This window comes from Mesorhizobium sp. M1295 (assembly GCF_040318135.1).
Taxonomy (GTDB): domain Bacteria; phylum Pseudomonadota; class Alphaproteobacteria; order Rhizobiales; family Rhizobiaceae; genus Mesorhizobium.
In genome coordinates this window covers 66817-90427 of record NZ_JAMYLU010000012.1, presented here as the reverse complement: position 1 = coordinate 90427, position 23611 = coordinate 66817, and the positions used below count along the sequence as shown (strand labels likewise).

The 23611-nt window shown below is 62.6% G+C and carries 20 protein-coding genes and 1 tRNA gene; 12 read left to right on the top strand and 9 right to left on the bottom strand.

The window, feature by feature from the left end:
- Positions 1-47 precede the first annotated feature (47 nt).
- The gene (locus NKH29_RS17950) at positions 48-269 is read left to right on the top strand and encodes an AbrB/MazE/SpoVT family DNA-binding domain-containing protein (RefSeq protein ID WP_353000220.1); all 222 of its coding nucleotides are present in this window, start codon (positions 48-50) and stop codon (positions 267-269) included.
- A complete protein-coding gene (locus NKH29_RS17945) occupies positions 266-655 on the top strand; it encodes a type II toxin-antitoxin system death-on-curing family toxin (RefSeq protein ID WP_023718426.1) in 390 nt (129 codons plus the stop codon). Before NKH29_RS17950 ends, NKH29_RS17945 begins: the two co-directional genes overlap by 4 nt.
- Here the strand turns inward: NKH29_RS17945 and NKH29_RS17940 are convergent.
- A complete protein-coding gene (locus NKH29_RS17940) occupies positions 652-1125 on the bottom strand; it encodes a GreA/GreB family elongation factor (RefSeq protein WP_023718427.1) in 474 nt (157 codons plus the stop codon). The genes NKH29_RS17945 and NKH29_RS17940 overlap by 4 nt on opposite strands.
- 122 nt (positions 1126-1247) lie before the next feature.
- On the opposite strand from NKH29_RS17940, the gene NKH29_RS17935 reads away from it, so the two are divergent.
- Entirely contained in the window at positions 1248-2624 is a 1377-nt protein-coding gene (locus NKH29_RS17935; RefSeq protein WP_353000218.1) for a TIGR03808 family TAT-translocated repetitive protein, read from the top strand.
- On the opposite strand, the gene NKH29_RS17930 is transcribed toward NKH29_RS17935, so the two are convergent.
- Positions 2617-3621 (bottom strand): asparaginase, encoded by a 1005-nt coding sequence (locus tag NKH29_RS17930; RefSeq protein WP_023718429.1) that lies wholly within the window; start codon positions 3619-3621, stop codon positions 2617-2619. The two genes, NKH29_RS17935 and NKH29_RS17930, sit on opposite strands and share 8 nt — an antisense overlap.
- Before the next feature lie 130 nt (positions 3622-3751).
- Positions 3752-4918, bottom strand: coding sequence for an acetyl-CoA acetyltransferase (locus tag NKH29_RS17925; protein ID WP_023718430.1), 1167 nt, complete (start codon positions 4916-4918; stop codon positions 3752-3754).
- Here NKH29_RS17925 and NKH29_RS17920 point away from each other — a divergent pair.
- The 6 genes from NKH29_RS17920 to betB are packed head-to-tail and all read left to right on the top strand — an operon-like array spanning position 4917 to position 11440.
- Complete coding sequence (locus tag NKH29_RS17920) at positions 4917-5096, top strand: hypothetical protein (protein ID WP_156948046.1); 180 nt, start codon at positions 4917-4919, stop codon at positions 5094-5096. The two genes, NKH29_RS17925 and NKH29_RS17920, sit on opposite strands and share 2 nt — an antisense overlap.
- Before the next feature lie 43 nt (positions 5097-5139).
- Entirely contained in the window at positions 5140-5730 is a 591-nt protein-coding gene (gene betI / locus NKH29_RS17915; protein ID WP_023718431.1) for a choline-binding transcriptional repressor BetI, read from the top strand.
- A complete protein-coding gene (gene betC / locus NKH29_RS17910; RefSeq protein WP_023718432.1) occupies positions 5727-7256 on the top strand; it encodes a choline-sulfatase in 1530 nt (509 codons plus the stop codon). Before betI ends, betC begins: the two co-directional genes overlap by 4 nt.
- Entirely contained in the window at positions 7256-8263 is a 1008-nt protein-coding gene (locus tag NKH29_RS17905; protein ID WP_023718433.1) for a threonine/serine dehydratase family protein, read from the top strand. Before betC ends, NKH29_RS17905 begins: the two co-directional genes overlap by 1 nt.
- Positions 8264-8266: 3 nt before the next feature.
- Entirely contained in the window at positions 8267-9919 is a 1653-nt protein-coding gene (gene betA / locus NKH29_RS17900; protein ID WP_023718434.1) for a choline dehydrogenase, read from the top strand.
- Between the two features lie 57 nt (positions 9920-9976).
- The gene (gene betB, locus NKH29_RS17895; RefSeq protein ID WP_353000216.1) at positions 9977-11440 is read left to right on the top strand and encodes a betaine-aldehyde dehydrogenase; all 1464 of its coding nucleotides are present in this window, start codon (positions 9977-9979) and stop codon (positions 11438-11440) included.
- On the opposite strand, the gene NKH29_RS17890 is transcribed toward betB, so the two are convergent.
- Together NKH29_RS17890 and NKH29_RS17885 are read right to left on the bottom strand one after the other, a co-directional pair.
- Positions 11404-13674: an AGE family epimerase/isomerase gene (locus tag NKH29_RS17890; protein WP_023718436.1), complete on the bottom strand. Its 2271-nt coding sequence runs from the start codon at positions 13672-13674 to the stop codon at positions 11404-11406. The genes betB and NKH29_RS17890 overlap by 37 nt on opposite strands.
- A gap of 15 nt (positions 13675-13689) precedes the next feature.
- Positions 13690-15204 carry a phosphomannomutase/phosphoglucomutase gene (locus tag NKH29_RS17885; protein WP_502895881.1) on the bottom strand — a complete coding sequence of 505 codons (1515 nt, stop codon included), beginning with the start codon at positions 15202-15204 and terminating at the stop codon, positions 13690-13692.
- Positions 15205-15409: 205 nt separating this feature from the next.
- Here NKH29_RS17885 and NKH29_RS17880 point away from each other — a divergent pair.
- Positions 15410-15486 (top strand) — tRNA-Pro (locus NKH29_RS17880).
- Between the two features lie 70 nt (positions 15487-15556).
- Here NKH29_RS17880 and NKH29_RS17875 read toward each other — a convergent pair.
- The 4 genes from NKH29_RS17875 to NKH29_RS17860 form a co-directional block, all read right to left on the bottom strand.
- On the bottom strand, positions 15557-17176 hold the full coding sequence (locus NKH29_RS17875; protein ID WP_023718438.1) for an ABC transporter ATP-binding protein: 1620 nt from the start codon (positions 17174-17176) through the stop codon (positions 15557-15559).
- Between the two features lies 1 nt (position 17177).
- Complete coding sequence (locus NKH29_RS17870) at positions 17178-18296, bottom strand: ABC transporter permease (protein WP_353000214.1); 1119 nt, start codon at positions 18294-18296, stop codon at positions 17178-17180.
- On the bottom strand, positions 18289-19212 hold the full coding sequence (locus NKH29_RS17865; RefSeq protein ID WP_023718440.1) for an ABC transporter permease subunit: 924 nt from the start codon (positions 19210-19212) through the stop codon (positions 18289-18291). Before NKH29_RS17865 ends, NKH29_RS17870 begins: the two co-directional genes overlap by 8 nt.
- A 166-nt stretch (positions 19213-19378) precedes the next feature.
- Positions 19379-20971 carry a peptide ABC transporter substrate-binding protein gene (locus NKH29_RS17860; RefSeq protein ID WP_023718441.1) on the bottom strand — a complete coding sequence of 531 codons (1593 nt, stop codon included), beginning with the start codon at positions 20969-20971 and terminating at the stop codon, positions 19379-19381.
- 373 nt (positions 20972-21344) lie between these two features.
- Here NKH29_RS17860 and NKH29_RS17855 point away from each other — a divergent pair, with 373 nt between their 5' ends.
- Together NKH29_RS17855 and NKH29_RS17850 are read left to right on the top strand one after the other, a co-directional pair.
- Positions 21345-21824, top strand: a complete 480-nt coding sequence (locus NKH29_RS17855; RefSeq protein WP_084642568.1) for a TadE family protein — start codon at positions 21345-21347, stop codon at positions 21822-21824.
- Between the two features lies 1 nt (position 21825).
- Positions 21826-23610 (top strand): pilus assembly protein TadG-related protein, encoded by a 1785-nt coding sequence (locus tag NKH29_RS17850; RefSeq protein ID WP_023718443.1) that lies wholly within the window; start codon positions 21826-21828, stop codon positions 23608-23610.
- The last annotated feature ends 1 nt before the right edge of the window (position 23611 follow it).

The following is a 23611-nucleotide window of genomic DNA, read 5'->3' as shown; positions in this document are numbered from 1 at the left end:
GACCGGCACGCTGAGTTATAATCGGCGTTGCAACAGGATGTCTCACCATGAACACGACCATTCGCAAGATCGGCAATTCCGAAGGCGTGATCCTACCGAGGGAGCTTCTCGATCGTCTGAACCTGAAGGCCGGCGACCATCTTCAAATCGTTGAAACAGGTGACGGTCTTGCGCTGAAGCCGGTGGACGACAGCTTCGAGCGGCAAATGAAAGCTGCCCGCGAGGTCATGGACAAATACAAGGTCGCGCTTCAGAAGCTCGCCGAATGAGCTGGGAGTTTCTGACGCGGCGTGCAGTCGAAGCGATGCACGCCGAGCAGTTGCGCCGACACGGCGGAGCACAAGGCTTGAGGGATGAAAATGCCATTGAATCGGCGCTCGCCCGTGCGGAGAACAAAGCCAACTACGGAGACCCGTCGGTTGAAGAACTCGCCGCCGTCTATGTCTTCGGCATCGCCCGAAATCATGCCTTTGTCGACGGCAACAAACGCACCGCCATTGTCGCTGCCGGCGCATTTCTGATTGTGAATGGTTATGCCCTGTCGGCCAATGACGGCATGCTTTACGAATTCGTCATGGGCGTCGCCGCCGGCGAAATCGACGAGGCCGGTGCCGCGGCGTTCTTCCGCGACCATGTCGTCAAGCTCGAAGACTAACTATCGGAGAGCTTGACGATCTCCCATTCCTTGCCGTTAACCACGGCAATTTCGCCGACCTTCTTGCCGAACAGCGCCATCGCCATCGGCGACATATGGGAAATTGACCCTTTGGCCGGGTTGGCCTCATCCTCGCCGACGATCTTCCAGTGCACCTTCTTGCCGTCGTCGCTCTCCAGTGTGACGCCCATACCGAAGCGAACCATGTCGCTGCCCGGTTCCGGCACCGAAAGCTCGGCGCTTTCACGCCGCGCCGTCCAATAGCGGAGATCACGCGACACCAGCGCGATGCGCTCGCGGTCGGCCCTCTTTTCGGCTCTGCCCAGTTCGTCGCGCAGAGCGGCCACCTCCGCATCGATCAGCGCCAGGCCGTGTTCCGTCACCAGATTGCGGTGATGGCTGATCGGCCGCTCGCCGATGCCGGCAATGGCGTTTTCGCTGTCTTCCTCGCGGGTGAAGGCCCTGCTCATCCGATGAACTTAGGCCCGGCGCGACGACTCCACAAGCCATAGCCGGCAAACCCGACCTCGGGGCCGATCCCGTCTGGCACGAATCCTGCGACATGATCTTTGAACGCCAGGGATCTGTGCCGATGTTGAACAGACGAACGCTGCTTACGCAGACCGCTGGCTTTGCAGTCATGGGGCTTTCGCTCGGCAAGGCAGCGGCGGAAAACCTGCCCGGCATCGACAAAGCCGCGATGCGCGGGGCGATCAATGCGACCGATCTCGGCGTCCGGCCCGGCGCGCTTGAGGACCAGAGCAAGGCTTTCACCAAGCTGCTGCGCGAAGCGCACGTTCGCGACATGCCGGTGTTCCTGCCGCCGGGGACCTATATCGTTTCCAACCTGTCGCTGCCCGGCCGCGTTCGCCTGTCCGGCGTGGCGGGCGCATCGCGGATCGTCTATGGCGGCAACGGCCATCTCATCATGGCGGAACAGGCCGAGCATATCGAACTCAGTGGACTGGTGTTCGACGGCAGCAACCACTGGATGGGCGATTATACGCAAGGCCTGCTCGATCTGCGCCGCATCGCCCATCTCGTCGTCGACAATTGCCAGCTTACCGGCAGCGGCAAGAACGGTCTGGCGCTCGAACACGCCTCGGGCCGTATCGAACGCTCGGAGATATCCGATGCGGCCGATGCCGGCATCTATTCGGTCGAGGCCGATGGCCTGGAAATATCAGGCAATACCGTCTCCGACTGCGCCAATGGCGGCATTCTGGTGCACCGCTGGCAGGCGGCGGAAGATGGTACCATCGTCAGCGGCAACCGCGTCGAACGCATCCAGGCGCGCAGCGGCGGAACCGGCCAGAACGGCAACGGCATCAATGCCTTCCGCGCCGGCAATGTCATCATCTCCGGCAATATTGTTTCGGATTGCGCGTTTTCGGCTATCCGCGCCAACAGTGCCAGCAATTTGCAGATCACCGGCAACACCTGCTCGCGCTCGGGCGAAACGGCCGTGTATTCCGAATTCTCATTCGAAGGCGCCATCATCAGCAACAACATCGTCGATAGTGCTGCGAACGGTATTTCGATCGTCAATTTCAACGAAGGCGGCCGCATGGGGGTCTGCTCCGGCAACATCGTCCGCAACCTGTCGACCAGCGGCCCCTACCCTGCCGATGCGCCCGGCTTCGGCGTCGGCATCAGCGTCGAGGCAGACACCACCGTTTCCGGCAATGTCGTTGAGAATGCGCCGCTCTACGGCATGCAGATCGGCTGGGGACCGTTCATGCGCAATGTGGTCGCCACGGGAAACGTCATCCGCAAGGCGGGGATCGGTATCGTCGTCACCGTGGTCGAAGGTGCCGGGACGGCAATCATCTCCGACAATGTCATCGACGGAGTCCAGAACGGCGCGATCGTCGGCCAGCGCTGGGCCGAGCCGGTGACCGGCGACCTCGCCGCGTCAGGCAATGCCGGCTATGCGCATTTGACCGTCGAGCGCAATCACGTCAGTTGAGGGCGGCGGTGGGCCGGAGCGCGCCGACTTTGGCGCCGATCCGGCTTTCGATAGGCGGATTTGCCTGTTCGATCAGCTTTGCCGCCAGCGGCTGGTCTGCGTGCAAAAGCTTTAACAGCACGGCCGCGAGCATGACTTCAGTTGCGCGGCCGGCGCCGTCGTCGCATTTCAGCGCGATGCCAAGGCCAAGCTCTGGAAGGGCGGCACAATGGACGCCCTCGGCGCCCCCCTTGGCAAAGATCCGGCCAGGCGCGGCCTCCATCATCGCGACGTCGGACCTGCCAGTGCCGGCGACGAAAAACGGCTCGGCCATGCAGGCGGAAAGCAGCCGCTTCGCCGCCCGGGCGCGCACCGGCTCGAAGCTGGCGCCTGTCGCCATGCGGGCAAAGCCAAGCGCAAAGCTGCGCAGCGGCACGGCATAGGTCGGAATCGAGCAACCGTCAGTGCCACGGTGATCGGCGTCATGGGCAGCACCGGTCACCGCCTGCATCGCTTCGCGCACCATCTCCTGCGAAGCATGGCCAGCCTTGACGTAACCGCGATGGGCGATGCCGCTGTGAACGCAGGTGCATAGGAAGCCTGAGTGCTTGCCGGAACAATTGTTGTGCAGCGCGTTCGGCACGCTGCCGGCGCGGGCAAGCGCCAGCGTCGCCCCATGGCTCGACGGCCAATGCGCGCCGCATTCGAGTGCCGTCTCGTCCAGGCCGGCCTTCGCCAGCATAGCCCTCGCGAGCTCGACATGTGGCGGCTCGCCGGAATGCGAGGCGCAGGCCAGTGCCAGCTCCCGGTCACCGAAGCCGTACCCATCGGCAGCGCCGCTCTCGACCAGCGGCAACGCCTGGATCGCCTTGACCGCCGAACGCGGGAACACCGGTTGTGCCGTGTCGCCGATCTCCCAGACAGGCTTGCCGTCGGCGTCGAAGACGGCAACAGCGCCGCGATGCGCGCTCTCGACGATAGCGCCGCGCAAAACTTCGACCAGAACCGGATTTGTCATGAATTCCCCGCTAGCGCATGATCTCGAAACTCGGAATCAATTTTCGAAAAGGATCATGCGCAAAATCAAAGCGATATAGCGCCCTTTTGCGCGCGCGAAGCGGCGCGCGCGCTGTAATGCGGGGCCGCTTTTATCTGATCCGGTCGAGAATGGAAACGTAGTTGGCGACCGCCGCGCCGCCCATGTTGAAGATGCCGCCGAGCTTTGCTCCCGGCACCTGGATGCCGCCCGCCTCGCCGACGAGTTGCATGGCGGTAAGCACATGCATCGATACGCCGGTGGCACCGATCGGGTGGCCCTTGGCCTTCAGCCCGCCGGACGGATTGACCGGCAGCCTTCCGCCTTTCGCCGTATCGCCATCCAAGGCCAGCTTGGCGCCCTCGCCCGGCTTGGCCAGGCCCATCGCCTCATACTCGATCAGCTCGGCGATGGTGAAACAGTCATGCGTCTCGACGAAGGACAGGTCGCCGAGCGTCACGCCGGCCTGCTTCAGCGCCTGATTCCAGGCCTGCTCGCAACCTTCGAACGCGAGGATGTCGCGCTTCGACATCGGCAGGAAATCCTGCACATGCTCATTGGCGCGGAAGGCGACGGCGCGGCGCATCTTCAGCGCCGTCGCCGTGTCGGCGAGGACAAGGGCGGCGGCGCCGTCCGAAACCAGCGAGCAGTCTGTGCGCTTCAGCGGACCGGCGACGAAGGGGTTTTTTTCGCTTTCCTGCCGGCAGAACTCGTAGCCGAAATCCTTGCGCATCTGCGCGTAGGGATTGTCGACGCCGTTCTTATGGTTCTTGGCGGCGATCATCGCCAGCGCATCCGACTGGTCGCCGTAGCGCTGGAAATAGGCTTGAGCGATCTTGCCGAAGACGCCAGCGAAGCCTGCCGGCGTGTCACCATCCTCCGGCAGATACGAGGCCTTGAGCAGGTTCTTGCCGATCTCAGGACCGGGCGTCGTCGTCATCTGCTCGGCGCCGACCACCAGCACGATACGGGCGGCATTTGCGTCGATGGCGCGGATGCCTTGCCTGACCGCCGCCGAGCCGGTGGCGCAGGCGTTCTCGACGCGGGTCGCCGGCTTGAAGCGCAGCCGGTCGTCTGCCTGGAGGACCAGGCTCGCGGTGAAATCCTGGGCGGAAAACCCGGCGTTGAAGTGGCCGAGCACGATCTCGTCGACGTCATCTGGACCGATGCCGGCATGATCGAGCGCCTCGACCGCCACCTTGGTGATCAGGCCCTCCAGCGTCTCGCCTTCGAGCTTGCCGAAGCGCGAATGCGCCCAACCGACGATGCATGCTGTCATGGCGATCCCCATCCTGCAGGCCCGGCTGCGCGATGTCGCGGCCGCTCGGCATTGTTCAAGGATGAACCGTTCCGCCGGTTTCGTAAAGGGGCCAGAACCGCACAATCGCTTGATCTTGATATCTGGTCATAACGCCTGGCATTTGCCAGCAAATCAGGCTGAATTTTTTGTTGATTGATGCGTCAATAAAAAATAAACTTACCCAACAGGCCGGAGCAAGAATGCCGAAACTCGGAATGGAGCCGTTGCGCCGCAAGGCGCTCATCGACGCAACGATCTCGGCGATCGGCGAGCGCGGTTCGCTTGATGTCACGATGTCGGAAATCGCCGGGCGCGCCGGCGTGTCCTCGGCGCTTGCCCACCATTATTTCGGCGCCAAGGACGAATTGCTGTTGGCGACGATGCGGCACATCCTGAGCGGGCTCACCGCCGATACGCGGCGCGCGCTTCGCACGGCCGGCACGGCGCGCCAACGCGTCTCGGCAGTGGTCGCGGTCAATTTCTCCGACGTCCAGTTCCAGCCGGAAACGATCGCCGCCTGGCTCGCCTTCTATGTCGAGGCGCAGAAATCGGCAGCACTTCGCCGGCTGCTCAAGGTCTATGCACGGCGGCTGCATTCCAATCTGCTCAGCGGGCTGACCGGCATCCTGCCGAGAAGCGAGGCCGACCGGGTTGCCGAAGCGACGGCGGCGCTGATCGACGGGCTCTATATCAGGCGCGCGCTGAAGGACGGCGTGCCCGATGCCGCGACCGCGATCGCACTGGTTGAGGACTATCTCGAAATGAAGCTTAGCGGACGGCAGAAGCAGTGACATCCAAGCGACCCAACATCCTGATCGTTATGGTCGATCAGCTCAACGGAACGCTGTTTCCAGACGGGCCGGCAGACTTCCTGCACGCGCCGCATCTGAAGGCGCTCGCCGCGCGTTCGGCGCGTTTTTGCAACAACTACACGGCCTCGCCGCTCTGCGCGCCGGGCCGCGCCGCATTCATGAGCGGCCAATTGCCGTCACGCACCGGGGTCTATGACAACGCCGCCGAATTCACCTCGTCGATCCCGACCTTTGCCCATCATCTGCGCGCCGCCGGCTATCACACCTGCCTCTCCGGCAAGATGCATTTCGTCGGGCCGGACCAGTTGCACGGCTTCGAGGAACGGCTGACTACCGACATCTATCCGGCCGATTTCGGCTGGACGCCGGACTATCGCAAGCCCGGCGAGCGGATCGACTGGTGGTATCACAATCTGGGCTCAGTGAGCGGTGCCGGAACTGCCGAAATCACCAACCAGCTGGAATATGACGACGAGGTCGCCTTCCATGCGGTGCAGAAGCTCTACGATCTTGCCCGCGTCTCCGACGACGTCGCACATCGGCCCTGGTGCTTGACGGTTTCCTTCACCCATCCGCACGATCCCTACGTCGCACGGCGGCGCTACTGGGACCTCTACGAGGATTGCCCGGCGCTCGAGCCCGAGATCGGCTTCATTCCCTACGACAGGCAGGACCCGCATTCGCAGCGGCTCTACCGCGCCAGCGACTATGATAGTTTTGACATCACCGCGGAGCAGATCCGCCGCGCGCGGCGCGGCTATTTCGCCAATATCTCCTATCTCGACGACAAGCTCGGCGAGTTGCTGTCGGTGCTCGAGCGCACGCACATGCTCGACGACACGGTCATCCTGTTCTGCTCGGACCACGGCGACATGCTCGGCGAGCGCGGCCTGTGGTTCAAGATGTGCTTCTTCGAAGGTTCGGCGCGGGTGCCGCTGATGATCGCCGGCAAGAGCATACGCACCGGGCTGATCGACACGCCGGTCTCCAACCTCGACGTGACGCCGACGCTTTGCGATCTCGCCGGCATCGACATCAGCGCGATTGCGCCGTGGACCGACGGCCAGTCGCTACTGCCGCTGCTGAACGGAAGGAAACGCTCCGCGCCGGTGCTGATGGAATATGCAGCCGAAGGCTCGAACGCGCCGATGGTGGCGATGCGCGAGGGCCGCTACAAATTCATCCATTGCGAGATCGATCCGCCGCAACTGTTTGATCTTGAATCGGATCCGCTGGAATTGACCAACCTCGCCGCCGATCCGGCCAATGCGGCTTTGGTCGCGGCTTTCACCGGCAAGGTGCGGGAGCGCTGGGACATGGCGGCGTTCGATGCCGCGGTGCGTGCCAGCCAGGCACGCCGCTGGGTGGTCTACCCGGCGCTGCGCAACGGCACCCACTACCCTTGGGAATTCCAGCCGCTGCAGAAAGCATCGGAGCGCTACATGCGCAATCACATGAACCTCGACCTGCTCGAAGAGCAGAAGCGCTTTCCGCGAGGCAAATGATGGCAGACAGTCTCGTCCCCTCGCTCGACCATCTCAGGCAGGCCTATGCCGCCACCTCCAAGGCGACGCAGATCACGCCGCTGCTGGAATCGGCGGCACTCGCCCGCGAGACCGGCGCCGCCCGCTTCTTCGTCAAGGCCGAGTCGCTGCAATGGGCAGGATCGTTCAAGGTGCGCGGCGCCTACTGGCGGCTGAAGCGGCTGTCGCCTGACGAAGCCAAAAAGGGCGTCGTCGCCTATTCCTCCGGCAATTTCGCGCAAGGGCTGGCGGCGGCGGGCCAGGCGCTCGGCATTCCTGTCACCATCGTCATGCCGATCGACGCGCCGGCCGCCAAGCGCGACGCCACATCGGGCTACGGCGCGCACGTCGTGCTGACCGACCATGGCGAGCGCGCGCGTGAGGAAGTCGCTGCCGCCAGGGCGCGCGAGATCGCCGCGAGCGAAGGCCTGGCGCTGCTGCACCCGTTCGACGATCCGGAGATCGTCGCCGGCCAGGCCGGTGCCGGGCTGGAGGCACTCGACCAGCTCGCCGCCAGGCAAACCGAGGCCGATCTCTTGTTCTGCTCGGTCGGCGGCGGCGGCCTGATCGGCGGTGTTTCGCTGGCCTTCCACTACCTGTCGCCAGCCACGAAGATCATCGGCGTCGAGCCGGAAGGTTTTGACGGCATGGGCTCGTCGCTGGCACATGGCGCCATCGAAACCATGCCGATCGGGCCGAAATCGATCTGCGACGGGCTGATGTCGCGGCGGCCTGGCGACGCGCCGTTCGCAGCGGTGAAGACCGCCGGCGTTCGCGGCGTCACCGTCGACGATGCTTCGGTGCGGCGCGCTATGCGGATCGCCTTCGAGCGGCTGAAGCTGGTGCTCGAGCCTTCGGGCGCTGCTTCACTCGCGGCGTTGCTCGGCGGCAAGGTCGACGTGACCGGCAAGACCGTTCTCGTAGTGGCAACCGGCGGCAACGTCTCGCTGGCCGATTTCATTGCGCATATGAACCATGGGCGCGCATGAACCATGCTTGAAGCGGATTTCGTCATCATCGGCTCCGGCTCGGCCGGCTCGGCCATGGCCTACCGGCTGTCGGAGGACGGCAAGCATTCGGTGATCGTCATCGAATATGGCGGCAGCGATATCGGGCCGCTGATCCAGATGCCGTCGGCGCTGTCGATCCCGCTCAACATGAGCCTCTACGACTGGGGCTTTGCCAGCGAGCCGGAGCCGCATCTCGGCGGCCGCGTGCTGGCAACGCCTCGCGGCAAGGTCATCGGCGGCTCATCCTCGATCAACGGCATGGTCTATGTGCGCGGCCATGCCCGCGACTTCGACCATTGGGCCGAACAGGGCGCGGCCGGCTGGGGCTTCGCAGACGTGCTCCCGTACTTCAAGCGAATGGAGGACAGCAATGGCGGCGAGAATGGCTGGCGCGGCCATGGCGGCCCGCTGACTGTGCAGCGCGGCTCGCGGACCAATCCACTCTACGGCGCCTTTGTCGAGGCAGGCCGTCAGGCCGGTTTCGAGCTAACCGATGATTACAATGGCGCGAAGCAGGAAGGTTTTGGGCCGATGGAGCAGACCATTCGTGGCGGTCGCCGCTGGTCGGCGGCGAGCGCCTATCTCAGGCCGGCACTCAGGCGGAAAAATGTCAGCTTGGTCAAGGGGTTCGCCCGACGGGTAATCATCGAGAATCAACGCGCCACCGGAGTCGAGATCGAAGCGCGCAAGCGGATTCAGGTGATCAGAGCGCGGCGTGAGGTGATCGTTGCCGCGTCCTCGATCAACTCGCCCAAGATCCTGATGCTGTCCGGCATCGGCCCCGGCCAGCACCTCAAAGAGAACGGCATTCCGGTGATTGTCGACCGGCCCGGCGTCGGCCGCAATCTGCAGGACCACATGGAACTCTACATCCAGCAGGAATCGACAAAGCCGATCACGCTGAACTCCATCTTGAACCCGTTCTCGAAGGCATTGATCGGCGCGCAGTGGCTGTTCTTCAAGTCCGGCCTCGGCGCCACCAATCATTTCGAGGCGGCCGCCTTTGTGCGCTCGCGCGCCGGCGTCGATTATCCCGATATCCAGTATCACTTCATACCGGCAGCAGTCCGCTATGACGGCAAGGCGGCGGCGAAGGCGCATGGCTTCCAGGCGCATGTCGGGCCGATGCGGTCGAAGTCGCGCGGTTCGGTCACGCTGCGCTCGCCCGATCCCAAATCGAAGCCGGTGATCCGCTTCAACTACATGTCGCATCCGGACGACTGGACGGAGTTCCGCCACTGCATCCGGCTGACCCGTGAGATCTTCGGGCAAGCGGCCTTCGATCCTTACCGCGGCAAGGAACTGTCGCCGGGTTCGCACGTACAATCGGACGACGAGCTCGACGCCTTCATCCGCGACCACGCCGAAAGCGCCTATCACCCTTGCGGCACCTGCAAGATGGGCCGTGCCGACGATGCGATGAGCGTCGTCGATCCGGAATGCCGCGTCATCGGCGTCGAAGGGCTGCGGGTCGCCGATTCCTCGATCTTCCCGCGCGTCACCAATGGCAATCTCAACGCGCCGTCGATCATGACTGGCGAGAAGGCCGCCGACCACGTTCTCGGGCGCTCGCCGCTGGCGCCGTCCAACCAGGAACCATGGATCAATCCGCGCTGGCAGGCGTCGGACAGATAGGCCATGATCCGGCGGACGCACATTCCGCCTGCCGCGAAAGACGATTGGAGAACAGTCATGCGCGCCCAGCCAACGGCATCGCATTATGTCAACGGCCGCTATATCGACGACGAGCGCGGCGCGCCGCTGCCGGTCATCTATCCGGCGACCGGCGAGACCATTGCCATGCTGCGCTCGGCGACGCCGAACGTGCTTGAACTCGCGATCGAAGCCGCGCGTGCGGCACAGCCGGCCTGGGCACGGCTGAAGCCGGTCGAGCGCGGCCGCATACTGCGCCGTGCCGCCGACATTTTGCGCGCCCGCAATGCCGATTTGGCGCGTATCGAGACGCTCGACACCGGCAAGCCGATCCAGGAGACGCTGGTTGCGGACGCCCCTTCGGCGGCGGATTGCCTCGAATATTTCGGCGGCGCGGTCGCCGCCTTTAATGGCGAGGCCGTCGATCTCGGCGGTCCCTTTGCCTATACCAGGCGCGAGGCGCTCGGCGTCTGCGTCGGCATCGGCGCGTGGAACTACCCGATCCAGATCGCCGGCTGGAAATCCGCACCCGCCCTCGCCATGGGCAATGCGATGGTGTTCAAACCGTCGGAAAACACGCCGCTTTCAGCGCTGGCGCTCGCCGAAATCTACACCGAGGCCGGGCTGCCCGACGGGCTGTTCAATGTCGTGCAAGGTTTTGGCGAAGTCGGCGCCGGCCTTGTCGGCCATGAGGTCGTCGCCAAAGTCTCGGTGACCGGCTCAGTGCCGACCGGCCGCAAGGTGCTGTCGCTCGCCGGCTCGAAGATGAAGCACGCGACGATGGAGCTCGGCGGCAAGTCGCCGCTGATCGTCTTCGAAGACGCCAACCTCGAAAACGCCATCGGCGGCGCGATGCTCGGCAATTTCTATTCGACCGGTCAGATCTGCTCCAACGGCACACGGGTCTTCGTGCAGCGCAGCATCCATGACCGTTTCGTCGAAAGGCTGACCGAGCGGACCAAGAAAATCCGCATCGGCGACCCGCTCGACCAGGACACGCAGATGGGGCCGCTGGTCTCGAAGGCGCAGCACGACAAGGTCGTCTCATACATCGAGGCCGGCAAGCAGGATGGTGCGGTGCTCGCCTGCGGCGGCAATGTGCCTTCGCTGCAGGGTTTTCAGGGCGGCTTCTTCGTCGAGCCGACGGTGTTCACCGGTGTCACCGACACGATGCGCATCGCCCGCGAGGAGATTTTCGGGCCTGTCATGAGCGTGCTGAAGTTCGACAGCGAGGACGAGGTGATCGAGCGCGCCAACGACACCGAATTCGGCCTCGCTGCAGGCGTGTTCACGCGCGACCTGGCGCGCGCCCACCGTGTCATCGCCGAATTGCAGGCCGGCACCTGCTGGATCAACGCCTACAATCTGACGCCGGTCGAAATCCCGTTCGGCGGCTTCAAGCAGTCCGGCATCGGCCGCGAGAATTCGCTCGCGGCATTGGCACTCTATTCGCAGCTAAAGTCGGTCTACGTCGAGACCGGTGATGTCGCCAGCCCGTACTGATCCTTGCGGGCCGTACCGTCCAGATACTGCGTCAGCGCACAGACCAGATGGTAGAAGATGCTGGCCGGCACCTCGCTTGCCAGCGAGCGGCCACGCTCGTCGATGCGGTCGATCCACAGGCCGAGCGGTGCCGGATTGATGTGCCAGCGGAACAGCCGGCCGACACGCGCCTCGATTTCCGGCTTCAGGTCGGGACCGCCCGAGCCGTCCAGCGCGATCGCTGCCTTGATTGCTTCGGCCTGCGGCCAACTGCGCGAGACGCGGTCGAGCGGCAGCCCTTGCCGCGAGACGGCGCCGTAGGCGAGGCCTGTGGCGCGGTTCAGGCCATTGGCAATCGCCGACGCGTAGAGTTTCCTGGCGAGGCCGGTCAAGCCGCTTTGGCCGCTGCGGCCCGCGAAGTCGACCAGCAGCGAGGCCCATTCGAAATGATGGCCCGGTTCGGTCCACGTGCCTTTCTCGCCAGGGGCTGGCCGCCATTCATTGTCGAAATACTCACCCAGCGTCCAGCTTTCCGGGTCGAAGAAATGGCTGCGGAACAGATCGACGATGCGCGCGGCGCGGCGAAGATAGGCGCGCTCGCCGGTCGCCTGATGCCAGGCCAAAAACGCCTCGAGCAGATGCATGTGCGGGTTGGAGCGGCGTTCGCCCTCGCCGCTCGAGGTCTCGCGGAAGCCGGTCAGGCGTTCGTCCTCGAGATGCGCGTCGATGAACGCAAAGGTCTCCTCGCCAAGCCGCAATGCATCCGGATTGCCGCACATATGGGCATGCGCCAGCGCCAGAAGCACGCAGGAATGGTCATAGGCATCCTCGGCGGCATCGGCGACGGTGCCGTCGACGTTGAGCGTGCGCACCCAGCCGCCATTATCGGTGCGGCCGTTCCTGGCCATGAATTCGAGGCCGTGGCTAATCAGCCGATCGGCCGGGCCGTTCCAGCCGCGCGCCTTGGCGACGGCGAAGGCATAGATCTGCCTGGCCTGCGTGCGCATGCGCTTGGGTTTCATCAGCGGGGTGGCGTCGAAACCGAGCGCCTCATGGAACCCGCCATGGCGCTCATCGACGCCGATCGTCGACCACAGCGGCACCGTCTCCTCGAACAGCCAATGGTGCACGCGGCGTTGCCAGGCGCCGCTTTCGATGACGCGATCGTCGGCGGGCGTGAACCTGGTCTCCAGGCGGCCGCTCTTTTCGAGCTGCTCGACGATCTTCTTGACGTTCTGGCTGTGGCTGACCGGCGCGACGAAAGTGGCGTCGGCGGTCGAGACGATGGCGACGTCCTTCAGGCCAATGGCCGACAGCAGGCGGCCGTCGCTGCGGATATAGGAGTTCTCGCAATCGATGGCGACGACGTCGCCGACAATGACGTTGCCCTGCTTGTCGGACGGCCCGACATCGAGCAGCGATTGCCAGGAACCGAGATCGTTCCAGCGAAAGCCGGCCGGCACCATGGCGATGCCGCTGGCGCGCTCCATGATCGCATAGTCGATCGATGTCGAAGGGATGGCGGCATAGAGCTCCAGAGGCATGTAGAGGCCGGAAAGATCCGATGTCGCAGCCTGGTAGGCAGCCTCTGTGGCGCTCCAGATGTCTGGCTGGAAAGCCATGAACGCGTCGCGCATGGCACTGGCGCGAAACAGGAAGATGCCGGTGTTCCAGTAGAAATTGCCGGCCTCAAGATAGCTCTGCGCGGTGGCGAGATCGGGTTTTTCGACGAAACGCGAGACATCGCAGATGCCATCGCGCTCGCCGGCCACCTCGATGTAGCCATACCCGGTCTCCGGTTGGGTGGGCTTGATGCCGAACACCACCAGCCTGCCTTCGCGCGCCGCCGCCGTGCCGGCCTCGACGCTCCGCCAGAATTGCTGCGCGGTCGCGATCTCATGGTCGGACGGCACCACCAGCACCAGGCTGTCGCCGAATTCGGACAAAGTGCGCAGGCTTGCCAAAGCGACGGCCGCGGCAGTGTTGCGTCCGGTCGGCTCGAACAGCGGGCCGCCGCCGGAAAGCTCGTGGCCGGCAATGTCGGCATGAACGCGGTCGGCGTGCCTTTCCGAGGCAATCAGGAAAACCGGCGTTTCGCCTTCCGGCCGCGCAGTCAGCCGGCGTAGCGTCTTGGCCAGCATCGAGCCGTCGCCGGAGAAATCATGGAACTGCTTGGGATTGTCCTCGCGCGACAGCGGCCACAGCCGCGAGCCGATGCCGCCGCTCATCACAAAACTGACGATCCGTTCGGTCATGAAAATAAGTCCCGCTCAAAAGGTCTGATTGTAGGCGCCGACTTCCGGGCTGCGGCGCAGCACCGCGTCGACGGCTTCGAACATCTGGCGACGCCGCTCGGACGATACCGGGCTTTCGACCACCACCACAAGCTCCGGCTTGTTCGATGATGCCCGCACCAGCCCCCAAGTACCATCCTCCGCCACGACCCTGACGCCGTTGACGGTGATCAGCTCGGCGATCTTCTGGCCGGCGAAGACTGCGCCCTCGTCCTTCATCTTGCGAACATCGCCTACGACCCGCTCGACGACGCCGTATTTGAGCTCGTCGGCGCAGTGTGGCGACATGGTCGGCGTGCCGAACGTCAGCGGCAGATCGCGGTAGAGGTCGGCCATGCTGCTTTGCGGGCTGCGATCCAGCATCTGGCATATAGCAATGGCCGTGACCAGGCCATCGTCATAACCGCGGCCAATCGGCGGATTGAAGAAGAAGTGGCCCGATTTCTCAAAACCGGCGACAGCGCCGAGTTCGGCGACGCGCCGTTTGATGTAGGAATGACCGGTTTTCCAATAGTCGGTGACCGCGCCATTTTCCCGCAACACCTTGTCGGTCATGAACAATCCGGTCGACTTGACGTCGACGACGAAAGTCGAGCCGGGATAGAGGTGTGAGATGTCGCGCGCAAGCATGACGCCGACCTTGTCGGCGAAGATCTCGTTGCCTTCATTGTCGACCACGCCGCAGCGGTCGCCGTCGCCGTCGAAGCCGAGCCCAACATCGGCGCCAGTTTCCAGCACCTTGTCGCGAATGGCGTGCAGCATCTTCATGTCTTCGGGGTTGGGATTGTAATTCGGAAACGTATGATCGAGCGCGACGTCGAGCGGAATCACCTCGCAGCCGATCCTTTTCAGTGCCTCGGGAGCGAAAGCCCCGGCGGTGCCGTTGCCGCAGGCGGCCACCACCTTGAGCTTCCTCGAGATACGCTTTCCCGCTGTCAGATCGTCGAGGTAGGTTTTGCGGAAATCCGCAACGAAGTCATAGGAGCCGCCACCGACAAGGTCGAAATCGCCTGAGAGCACGATCGCCTTCAGCGCGCTCATCTCCTCCGTACCAAAAGTCAGCGGGCGCGCCGCGCCCATCTTGACGCCGGTCCAGCCATTCTCGTTATGCGAGGCGGTGACCATGGCGACGGACGGCGTGTCGAGCGCGAATTGGGCGAAATAGGCCATCGGCGACAAGGCCAGCCCGACATCCTTGACCCGCGCGCCGGCGGCCATCAGCCCGGAAACCAGCGCCAGCTTGATGGCAAGCGAATAAGAGCGGAAATCGTGACCGGTGACGATGTCGGGTCCGGCACCCAGACGGCGGATCAGCGTGCCGAGCCCCATGCCGAGCGCCTGGACGCCGATCAGATTGAGCTCCGGCGGCTCGTTCGAACCGGGATGGCCAAACCACCAGCGCGCATCATATTCGCGAAACCCGGATGGCTTGATCAACGCCGAGGTTTCGAACTCAAAAGTGTTTGGTTTGACATCGCTAACGATCTTCATCGACAAGGCTGCAACTCCAGGCGGCTGAATCAGATGCTTCGAGGCAAGTGGACGGTTACCTAGAAGCCCCTTTAAGCCGTGTTTGTGCGACAGGAAACTGAAACCTGTATGACGTAGCGGCTAAAGCGAAAGAAATGCGACGGAAGCGCTGCCATTGGCGCTTGCAGTAACCAAATGCGGCGGCTATAAGCCCGCGGTCTGGTCACGGAGTGTAGCGCAGCCTGGTAGCGCACATCGTTCGGGACGATGGGGTCGCAGGTTCAAATCCTGCCACTCCGACCAGAAAAAACAGCGGCTTAGCTGTTCTTGTTCCCGAAACAACCACCTTCCGCCGCAGTTCTGACCAATCGCGCTATGCGCTCAGGCGAAATCGCGTCACATCGATGGCCGCGGCCATCAGTGTCTGCGTATAGGTTGCCTGCGGATTGCTGAAGATCGCCTCGGACGGCCCCTCCTCGACGATCTTGCCCTGCTTCATGACGATGATGTAGTCGGCCATGGCGCGCACGACCGCGAGATCGTGGCTGATGAACAGATAGGACAGTTCGTGGTCGGCCTGCAGCTTGCGCAGCAATTCGACGATCTGCTTCTGCACGGAGCGGTCCAGCGCCGAGGTCGGCTCGTCCAGCACCACCACTTTCGGCTTCAGTATCATGGCGCGCGCAATGGCGATGCGCTGCCGCTGACCACCGGAGAATTCGTGCGGATAGCGGTTGCGCGTGTTCGGGTCGAGCCCGACTTCGAGCAAGGCATCGACGGCGCGGAGATCGCGCTGCCTGCCCGACAGATTGGGCTCGTGGACCAGGAGCCCTTCGGTGATGATCTGGCCGACGGTCATGCGCGGCGACAGCGAGCCGAACGGGTCCTGGAAGACCAGCTGCAATTCGCGCCGCAGCGGCCGCATCGCCTGGCGGTCGGCGTGGGAGATGTCGCGGTCGCCAAGCCGGATGATGCCGTCGCTGGGCAGGAGCCGCAGCAAGGCGCGGCCGAGCGTCGACTTTCCCGAACCGGATTCGCCGACGATGCCGATGGTCTGGTTGCGCTTCAGCCGGATCGAAATGCTATCGACAGCGCGCAATATCAGCGGTTCTCCACCAAGAAAGCCGCCGCCGATCTTGAAGGTCACTTCGACGTTCCTGCCTTCGAGCAGGACGGGGGCATTCGGAGGCGGCGGGGCCTTGGTGCCGGTCGGCTCGGCGGCAAGCAACATCTTGGTGTAGGCGTGCTGCGGGTTGACGAAGATTGCTTCCGCCTCGCCCTCCTCGACGACCTCGCCATAGCGCATCACATAGACCCGGTCGGCAAAGCGCCTGACGATTCCGAGATCGTGGGTGATGAAGACGATCGCCATGCCGAGCTTGCGCTGCAGTTCGGCGAGCAGCATGAGGATCTGCGCCTGGATGGTCACGTCGAGCGCCGTCGTCGGCTCGTCGGCGATCAATATGTCGGGGTCATTGGCCAGCGCCATGGCAATCATGACGCGCTGGCGCTGACCGCCCGACATCTCGTGCGGATAGGATTTCATCCGCCGCTCCGGATCTGGAATATGGACCAGCCGCAGCAGCTTGAGCGCCTCTTCGCGCGCCTCGGCGGCGCCAAGCCCGCGATGCTTGCGGATCGGTTCGATCAACTGGCTACCGATCGAATAGAGCGGGTCGAGCGAAGTCATCGGCTCCTGGAAGATCATGCTGATCTTGCGGCCGCGGATCTTGTTGAGCTCGGGCTTGCTCAGGGTCAAAAGATTGCGGCCGCGGTAGTCGACGCTCCCGGTGGCTTCGCCGTTCGAGGCCAGCAGGCTCATCGCCGCCATCATCGTCTGGCTCTTGCCGGAGCCGGATTCGCCGACGACGGCTACCGTCTCGCCTGATTTAACATGGATATTGATGCCCTTCACCGCCTCCACCACGCCGTCGAGCGTGCGGAAGCGGACGCGAAGATCCTTGACGCTGAGAATGGTTTCGGAAGCAGCCATCTCAACGATCCCTCGGGTCGAGCGCGTCGCGCAGCCCATCGCCGACGAAATTCAGCGCGAACAATGTCGAGACGAGAAAGAAGGCCGGGAACAAAAGCAGCCAGTTGGCCGAGCCGATATTCTGGGCGCCGACCGAAATCAGCACGCCCCAGCTGGTCATCGGCTCCTGGACGCCGAGCCCGAGGAACGACAAAAAACTCTCCAGGATGATGACCTGCGGCACCAGCAGCGTCATGTAGATCACCACCGGCCCGAGCAAATTGGGGATCACATGGCGCAGCAGAATGCCGCGCTGCCCGACGCCCATCGCCTCCGCCGCCTGGACATATTCCTGCCGGCGGATCGATAGCGCCTGTCCGCGCACGATGCGCGCCATGTCGAGCCACAGCACGGCGCCGACGGCCAGGAACATCAGCACGAAGTTCCTGCCGAAGAACACCACCAGCATGATGACGAAGAAGATGAACGGCAAAGAATAAAGCACGTCGACGATACGCATCATCACCTCGTCGACCCTGCCGCCGGCAAAGCCGGCGGTGGCGCCATAGAGCACGCCGATCACCACCGCCACAATGCCGGCAAGCAGGCCGATGGCCAGCGATATGCGCCCGGCCATCAGCGTTCGCGACAGGAGATCGCGGCCGGTATTGTCGGTGCCGAACAGGAAATATTGCTGCTTGATCGATGCACTCATCACCATTTCGAGACCGTCCGGCGATTTGCTCTCGATCTTTGTGTCATCGAAGGTATCGGAACGATCAAGGTAGCGAATGTTGCGGTCGTCGATCGGCTTGGACGATCTGACGGTAACGAACACACGGCTGCCCTCCTGCCGCCACTCCTTGATGTCGACGCGCATACGCCTGATCGCCTCGTCGAGAGCGCCTTCGATCATGTCGGCCTTTGGATAGGCGGAGAAGCTCGGCGGCGTGCGGACATAGTCGCCATAGATGGTGGTGTATTGGTGCGGCACGAAAGAGGGTCCAAACACGCTGATGACGGCGATGAAGGCAAGATAATAGAGGCTGAACATGGCCGCGCGGTTGGCCTTGAGGCGCGCCCACGCATCCCCCCACAGGGATCGGCCGACGACCGGTGCTGCAACTGCGACATCAGTCATAGCGCACCCTCGGATCAACGACACCATAGAGGACGTCGACGATCAGGTTGAAGACAATGGTGAAGAGCGCGATGACCACCACCGTCCCCATCACCAGTGTGTAGTCGCGATTGAGTGCGGCAACGACAAAATGGCGGCCGATGCCCGGGATAGAGAAGATGGTCTCGACGATGATCGAGCCGGTGAGAAGGGCTGCGGCCGCCGGACCGGTGAAGGAGACGATCGGCAGGATGGCGCCGCGCAGCGCATGCTTGACGACGACCGACCAGTTCGACAACCCAAGCGCGCGGGCGGTGCGGATGTGATGCGAGTGCAGCGATTCGATCATCGAGCCGCGCATCAATCGAGCGACGATGGCGATCTGCGGCAGAGCGAGCGTCAGCACCGGGCCGACCTTATTGATGACGGCTCCATCGCCCCAGCCGCCGATCGGCAGCAGCTTCCAGGTCAATCCGAATACAAGCTGGATCACCGGAGCGATGACGAAGGTCGGAATGGTGCTGCCGGCGGTCGCCAACGCGATCACCGAATAGTCGGCAAGCTTGTTCTGGTTGAGCGCGGCAACAGTGCCGAGCACGCTGCCGAGAAGCAGCGCCAGAACGAGCGCCGAAGCGCCGAGTTGGATCGAGATAGGCAGGCCTTCCCTGAACAACTCGCCGACGGTGAAATCCGGCATGTTGTAGCTGGGGCCGAAATTGCCGCGCAGAAGATTGCCTAAATAATGGAGGTACTGCAGCCAGAGCGGGTCGTTGAGCCCGAACTGGGCTTCGAGATTGGCCCTGATCTCGGGGCTCAGGCCCCGCTCCTGGTTGAACGGGCCGCCCGGCGCGACGCGTATCAGGAAGAACGCTATGGTCACGATGACGAACAGCGTCGGGATGGCGGTCAGCAGCCGCCGAAATACGTAACGCAGCATCGGTGCCCCGCTTGATCCAGAGCAGCGCGCGTCCAACTGGACGATTGCGCTCTAGCCTTCAAATCTTCGCACCGACATTGTCGAAAATCGAATCCGGTTCCCGGGCCGATGCGATGGCAAACCAGCGCCGCCGCGCATCGAGTTGCGCGGCGGCCTGGCTAAGGGATCAGTCCTTGCTGATGAAGCGGGACGGATGGATGTCCATCACATTGTCGTCGAAGCCGTGCAGCTTCGAGGAAACGATGTCGTGGTAGCTGTAGTAGAGAAGCGGGATGTTACCGACATCGTCGACGAGGATGCGCTCGGCCTTGGCGAGTTCCTTCATGCGCTCTTCGGGCTTGCCGCCGGCGGCGGCGGCCTTGTCCATGGCCTCTTCGTATTTCGGGCTGACGTAGCTCGAATAGTTGTTGCCGCTGGCCTTGCGGGTGATGCCAAGGAAGGTTTCCGGATCCTTGTAGTCGGCGATCCACGCGGCACGCGCCACATCATAGTCGCCCTTCTGCTCAAGGAAGGAGTAGTGGGTCTTGGTATCGGTGTTGAGCAGCGTGACCTCGACGCCAAGCGGCTTCAGCTGTTCCTGGATGGCGACAGCGGTGTTCTTGTGGTTTTCCGAGGTGTTGTAGCGGATCTGCATCTTCAACGGATGCTCGGGCGTATAGCCGAGCTTCTCCAGGATTTTCTTGGCTTCATCCTCGCGGTCGATCTGCGGCATGTCAGCGTATTTGGCCAGTGCCGGCGTGTAGCCCTCGATGCCCGGAGGCACCATCGAATAGCCGGGCAGCATCGAATTCTGCCAGACTTTTTCGGCGAGAAAGTCGCGATCGATCGCCATCGAGATGGCGTTGCGCAGTTCGACATTGTCCCACGGCGCCTTGTCGGTCTTGATCGCATAATAGTAGGTGCCGAGATATGGCCCGACACGGACCTGGTCGCCGAATTTGGACTTGAGATCGGCGAGCTGTTCCGTCGGCAGGTCACCGTAACTGTCGAATTCGCCGGCCTCGAAGCGCTTCATCGCAGACGAGCGATCCTCGGTCGGGATGTAGTTGACCACGTCTAACTTGACGCTGGCGGCGTCCCAGAATTTCGGATTCTTCACCAGCTTGAGATGGTCGTTGGGAATCCACTCCGCCGCTGTAAAGGCCCCGTTGGAGACCAGCTTGCCTGCCTTGATCCAGTCGGCGCCAAGCTTTTCGATGGACGCCTTGTTAACCGGAAAGGTCGCCTGATGGGTCAGCATCTCCAGGAAGTAAGGCGTTGGCGCCTTGAGGGTGACTTCGAGGGTATTTGCGTCAATCGCCTTGACGCCCATATCCTCCGGCTTTCCCTTCTTGGTGTTGACTTCCTCGGCACCCTTCACCGGATAGAGCATGGAAGCGTATTCGGCAGCGGTGGCCGGATCTTCCAGCCGACGGAACGAATAAACGAAGTCGTCCGCCGTCACCGGGCTGCCATCCGACCAGAGGCCGTCCTTGCGCAGCTTGAAGGTGTAGACAGTGCCGTCGTCGGACACCGTCCAGCTTTCGGCTGCGCCCGGAATGAGGTTCGTCTTCTGGTCATGCATGACGAGGCCCTGGAACAGGTCGCGTATGATATCGGCTTCGTAGACCGTCGAGGTCTTGTGCGGATCGAGCGTCTCCGCTTCGGCGGCGGCTCCGCGGTTGTAGACGGTTTCGGCGAAAGCCGGCGTGTAGAACGTACCGGCGGCCAAGACCATGGTCGTGGCGAGTACCGTCGCCTTCAGCACATGTTTCAGCATGGAGTTCTCCCTAATGACGTCGCCCTTCAGCTACGTCTCTAAGTGTTGACGCCCCGAAACCGATTGGCTGGTTCCTTTCGAGCGCGCAGCCGGTTCCCTTTCCGGCAGCTGGTGGCCAAACAGTAACGTGGAGATTTTTTATTTCAACAGACTCTCGGGGTCACCCAAAGTAAGGGGGCCGGGGCAGCCGCTTTGCGAACCGCCAATCAATGATCGAAAGCATGAGTTTGGCTGGGTTTCCTGGCCAGAACGCCGATAATCTGGCTGATCATTTCAGTTTACCGGAATGTATTAATTGGTTCTTAGGCAACCAAGGGTTACAAATCCCGATGGGTTCGGCACATCGACCTTTATGGTCCAACGGGCAAGGGCAATGAACAAGATAGACAGTAATACTGTCACATTAAAGCGTAAAATATTGCGCCCAATAAGGGCAAATCTACGCAAAATTGGAGAAGAATCCGGAACTTCCGCGGTCGAATTCGCCCTGCTTTCCCCGATCTTTATCCTGCTCGTACTCGGAATGGTTGCATATGGTATCTATTTTGGTGCAAGCAACTCGTTGCAGCAAATCGCCGCCGATGCCGCCCGTACTGCAATTGCCGGATTGAACCAAACCGAGCGCCAGGCGCTGGTGGCGGGTTTCGTCAAAAACAATGCCAGTGGATACCCGTTCGTCGATTCCGGCAAGCTGACCTATCAGGCGACGGACAGCACGGCCGACGGAAATCAGTTCGTCGTGTCGATCCAGTACGATGCCAGCAACCTGCCGATCTGGAACCTGTTGCCCAGCCTTGCGATGCCGCAAACCACGATCTCGCGCAGGTCTACCATCAGGATTGGAGGCATTTGAAATGTCGCAGTTCTTGCTGAGGGGCATCGGGCGGATCGCTCGCTCCATCGTTGGCGACAAGAAGGCGAACTTTGCCGTCATGACTGCGCTGATAGCGCCATTCGCGCTGGGGCTGGCGGCCTTCGCTGTCGACGAAGGTTCGATCTACACGGAGCGCAGGGAAGCCCAGGCGATGACCGATCTGGCGGCGATCACCGCGGCGTCGAACATCAACAATATGGAAGCCGCGGCGGTAACCACGCTCAGTGACAACCGAATGCCCGGCATCATTGTTCAAAAGCCGGGTGAGACAATCGTTCCCACGGTTGGGAAAACCGTCGTGTCCGTCACCGGCGGCCGATACTCAGCGGCGTCCTCGGTCGGGGTCGACAAGCGCTTCGAAGCCGGTAAAACGCCTTACAACGCCGTTCGCGTCACTCTACACAAAATCCCCGCCCGGTATTTCGCCAGTTCGCTCATCCCTACTCCGGTTGTCGGCACCGAAGCCATTGCCAGCATGACGCCGCAAGCGATGTTCTCGGTCGGATCCAGGCTTCTCAGCGTCAACGGCGGCATCCTCAACGCGCTTCTCAGTAAGCTGCTGGGCGGAAACATCTCGCTCAGCGTCATGGACTACAACGCGCTGATTTCGGCCGACGTCAACGTGCTTTCGTTCGTCGATGCCCTTGCGGTGCAGTTGCAACTGACCGGCGTCAGCTATTCCGAAGTGCTGGCCTCGAAAGCGACGGTAGGCCAGATCGCGACCGCCATGGCCAATGCTTCGGGGACGGGCAGCGCCAGCAAACTTGTCCTACAGACAATCGCGTCGAGGGCTACCAACACGGCCAAGATACCGCTCAATCATCTTGTCGACCTTGGTTCGATCGGCAAGCTCGGCCTCGGACAAAAGTCTCCAGGCTTTTCCGTCGACGCAAGCGCGATGGGCATGCTGGGTGCCGCCGCCTCGCTGGCCAATGGCTCAAACCAGGTCCAGGTCGATCTCGGCGCCACTATTCCGGGACTTACCTCCACCACGCTCGCCGTCGCCATCGGTGAACCGATGCAATATTCACCCTGGCTGGCCGTCGGGGAAAAAGGCACCGTGGTGCGCACTGCGCAGACACGAATCAAGCTGGTCACCACAGTCGGCATCGGCAATTCCAATCTCGGCGGCGGCATCAGTCTGCTGTCCGTCAACCTGCCTCTGCATGTCGAAGTCGCCTATGCGGAAGCCAAACTAACCGACATCAGCTGCCCGACGGGCCGGCCGGATAGCATCAAGGTCTCGATCGCCGCGCAGCCTGGCGTGGCCTCGCTGCACCTTGCCGCCAGCGACGCCGACAACAACCCATCGGCCTTCGCCGATTTCAGCAATCCGCAATCGTTCTCCGATGCCACGATTGCACAGGTAAGCGTGAAGCTCCTGCTGCTCACCCTCAATCTGCTCGATGTGAAGGGTTCTTCAGCACTTGCGATCACCAACAACGATCCGACCACATTGACGTTCGACAGCACCGATATCGCCAACAAGACGATAAAGACGGTTTCGACGAAGAACCTGACGCAATCGCTCACCACGTCACTGGTCAGCGGGCTGTCGCTCTCGGTCAATGCGCTGGGCCTCGGGCTGGACGTGACGGCTCTGCTCGGAACGGTGAAGCCGGCGGTGGTAACGGTTCTGAACGGCGTGACGGCGCCTGTCGACGCACTGGTTTATAACGTTCTTGCAGCGCTTGGCGTGCATGTCGGCGAGGCCGATGTCCGGGTTGTCGGCGCGACTTGCGGGCGCTCCGTACTCGTTCAATGAG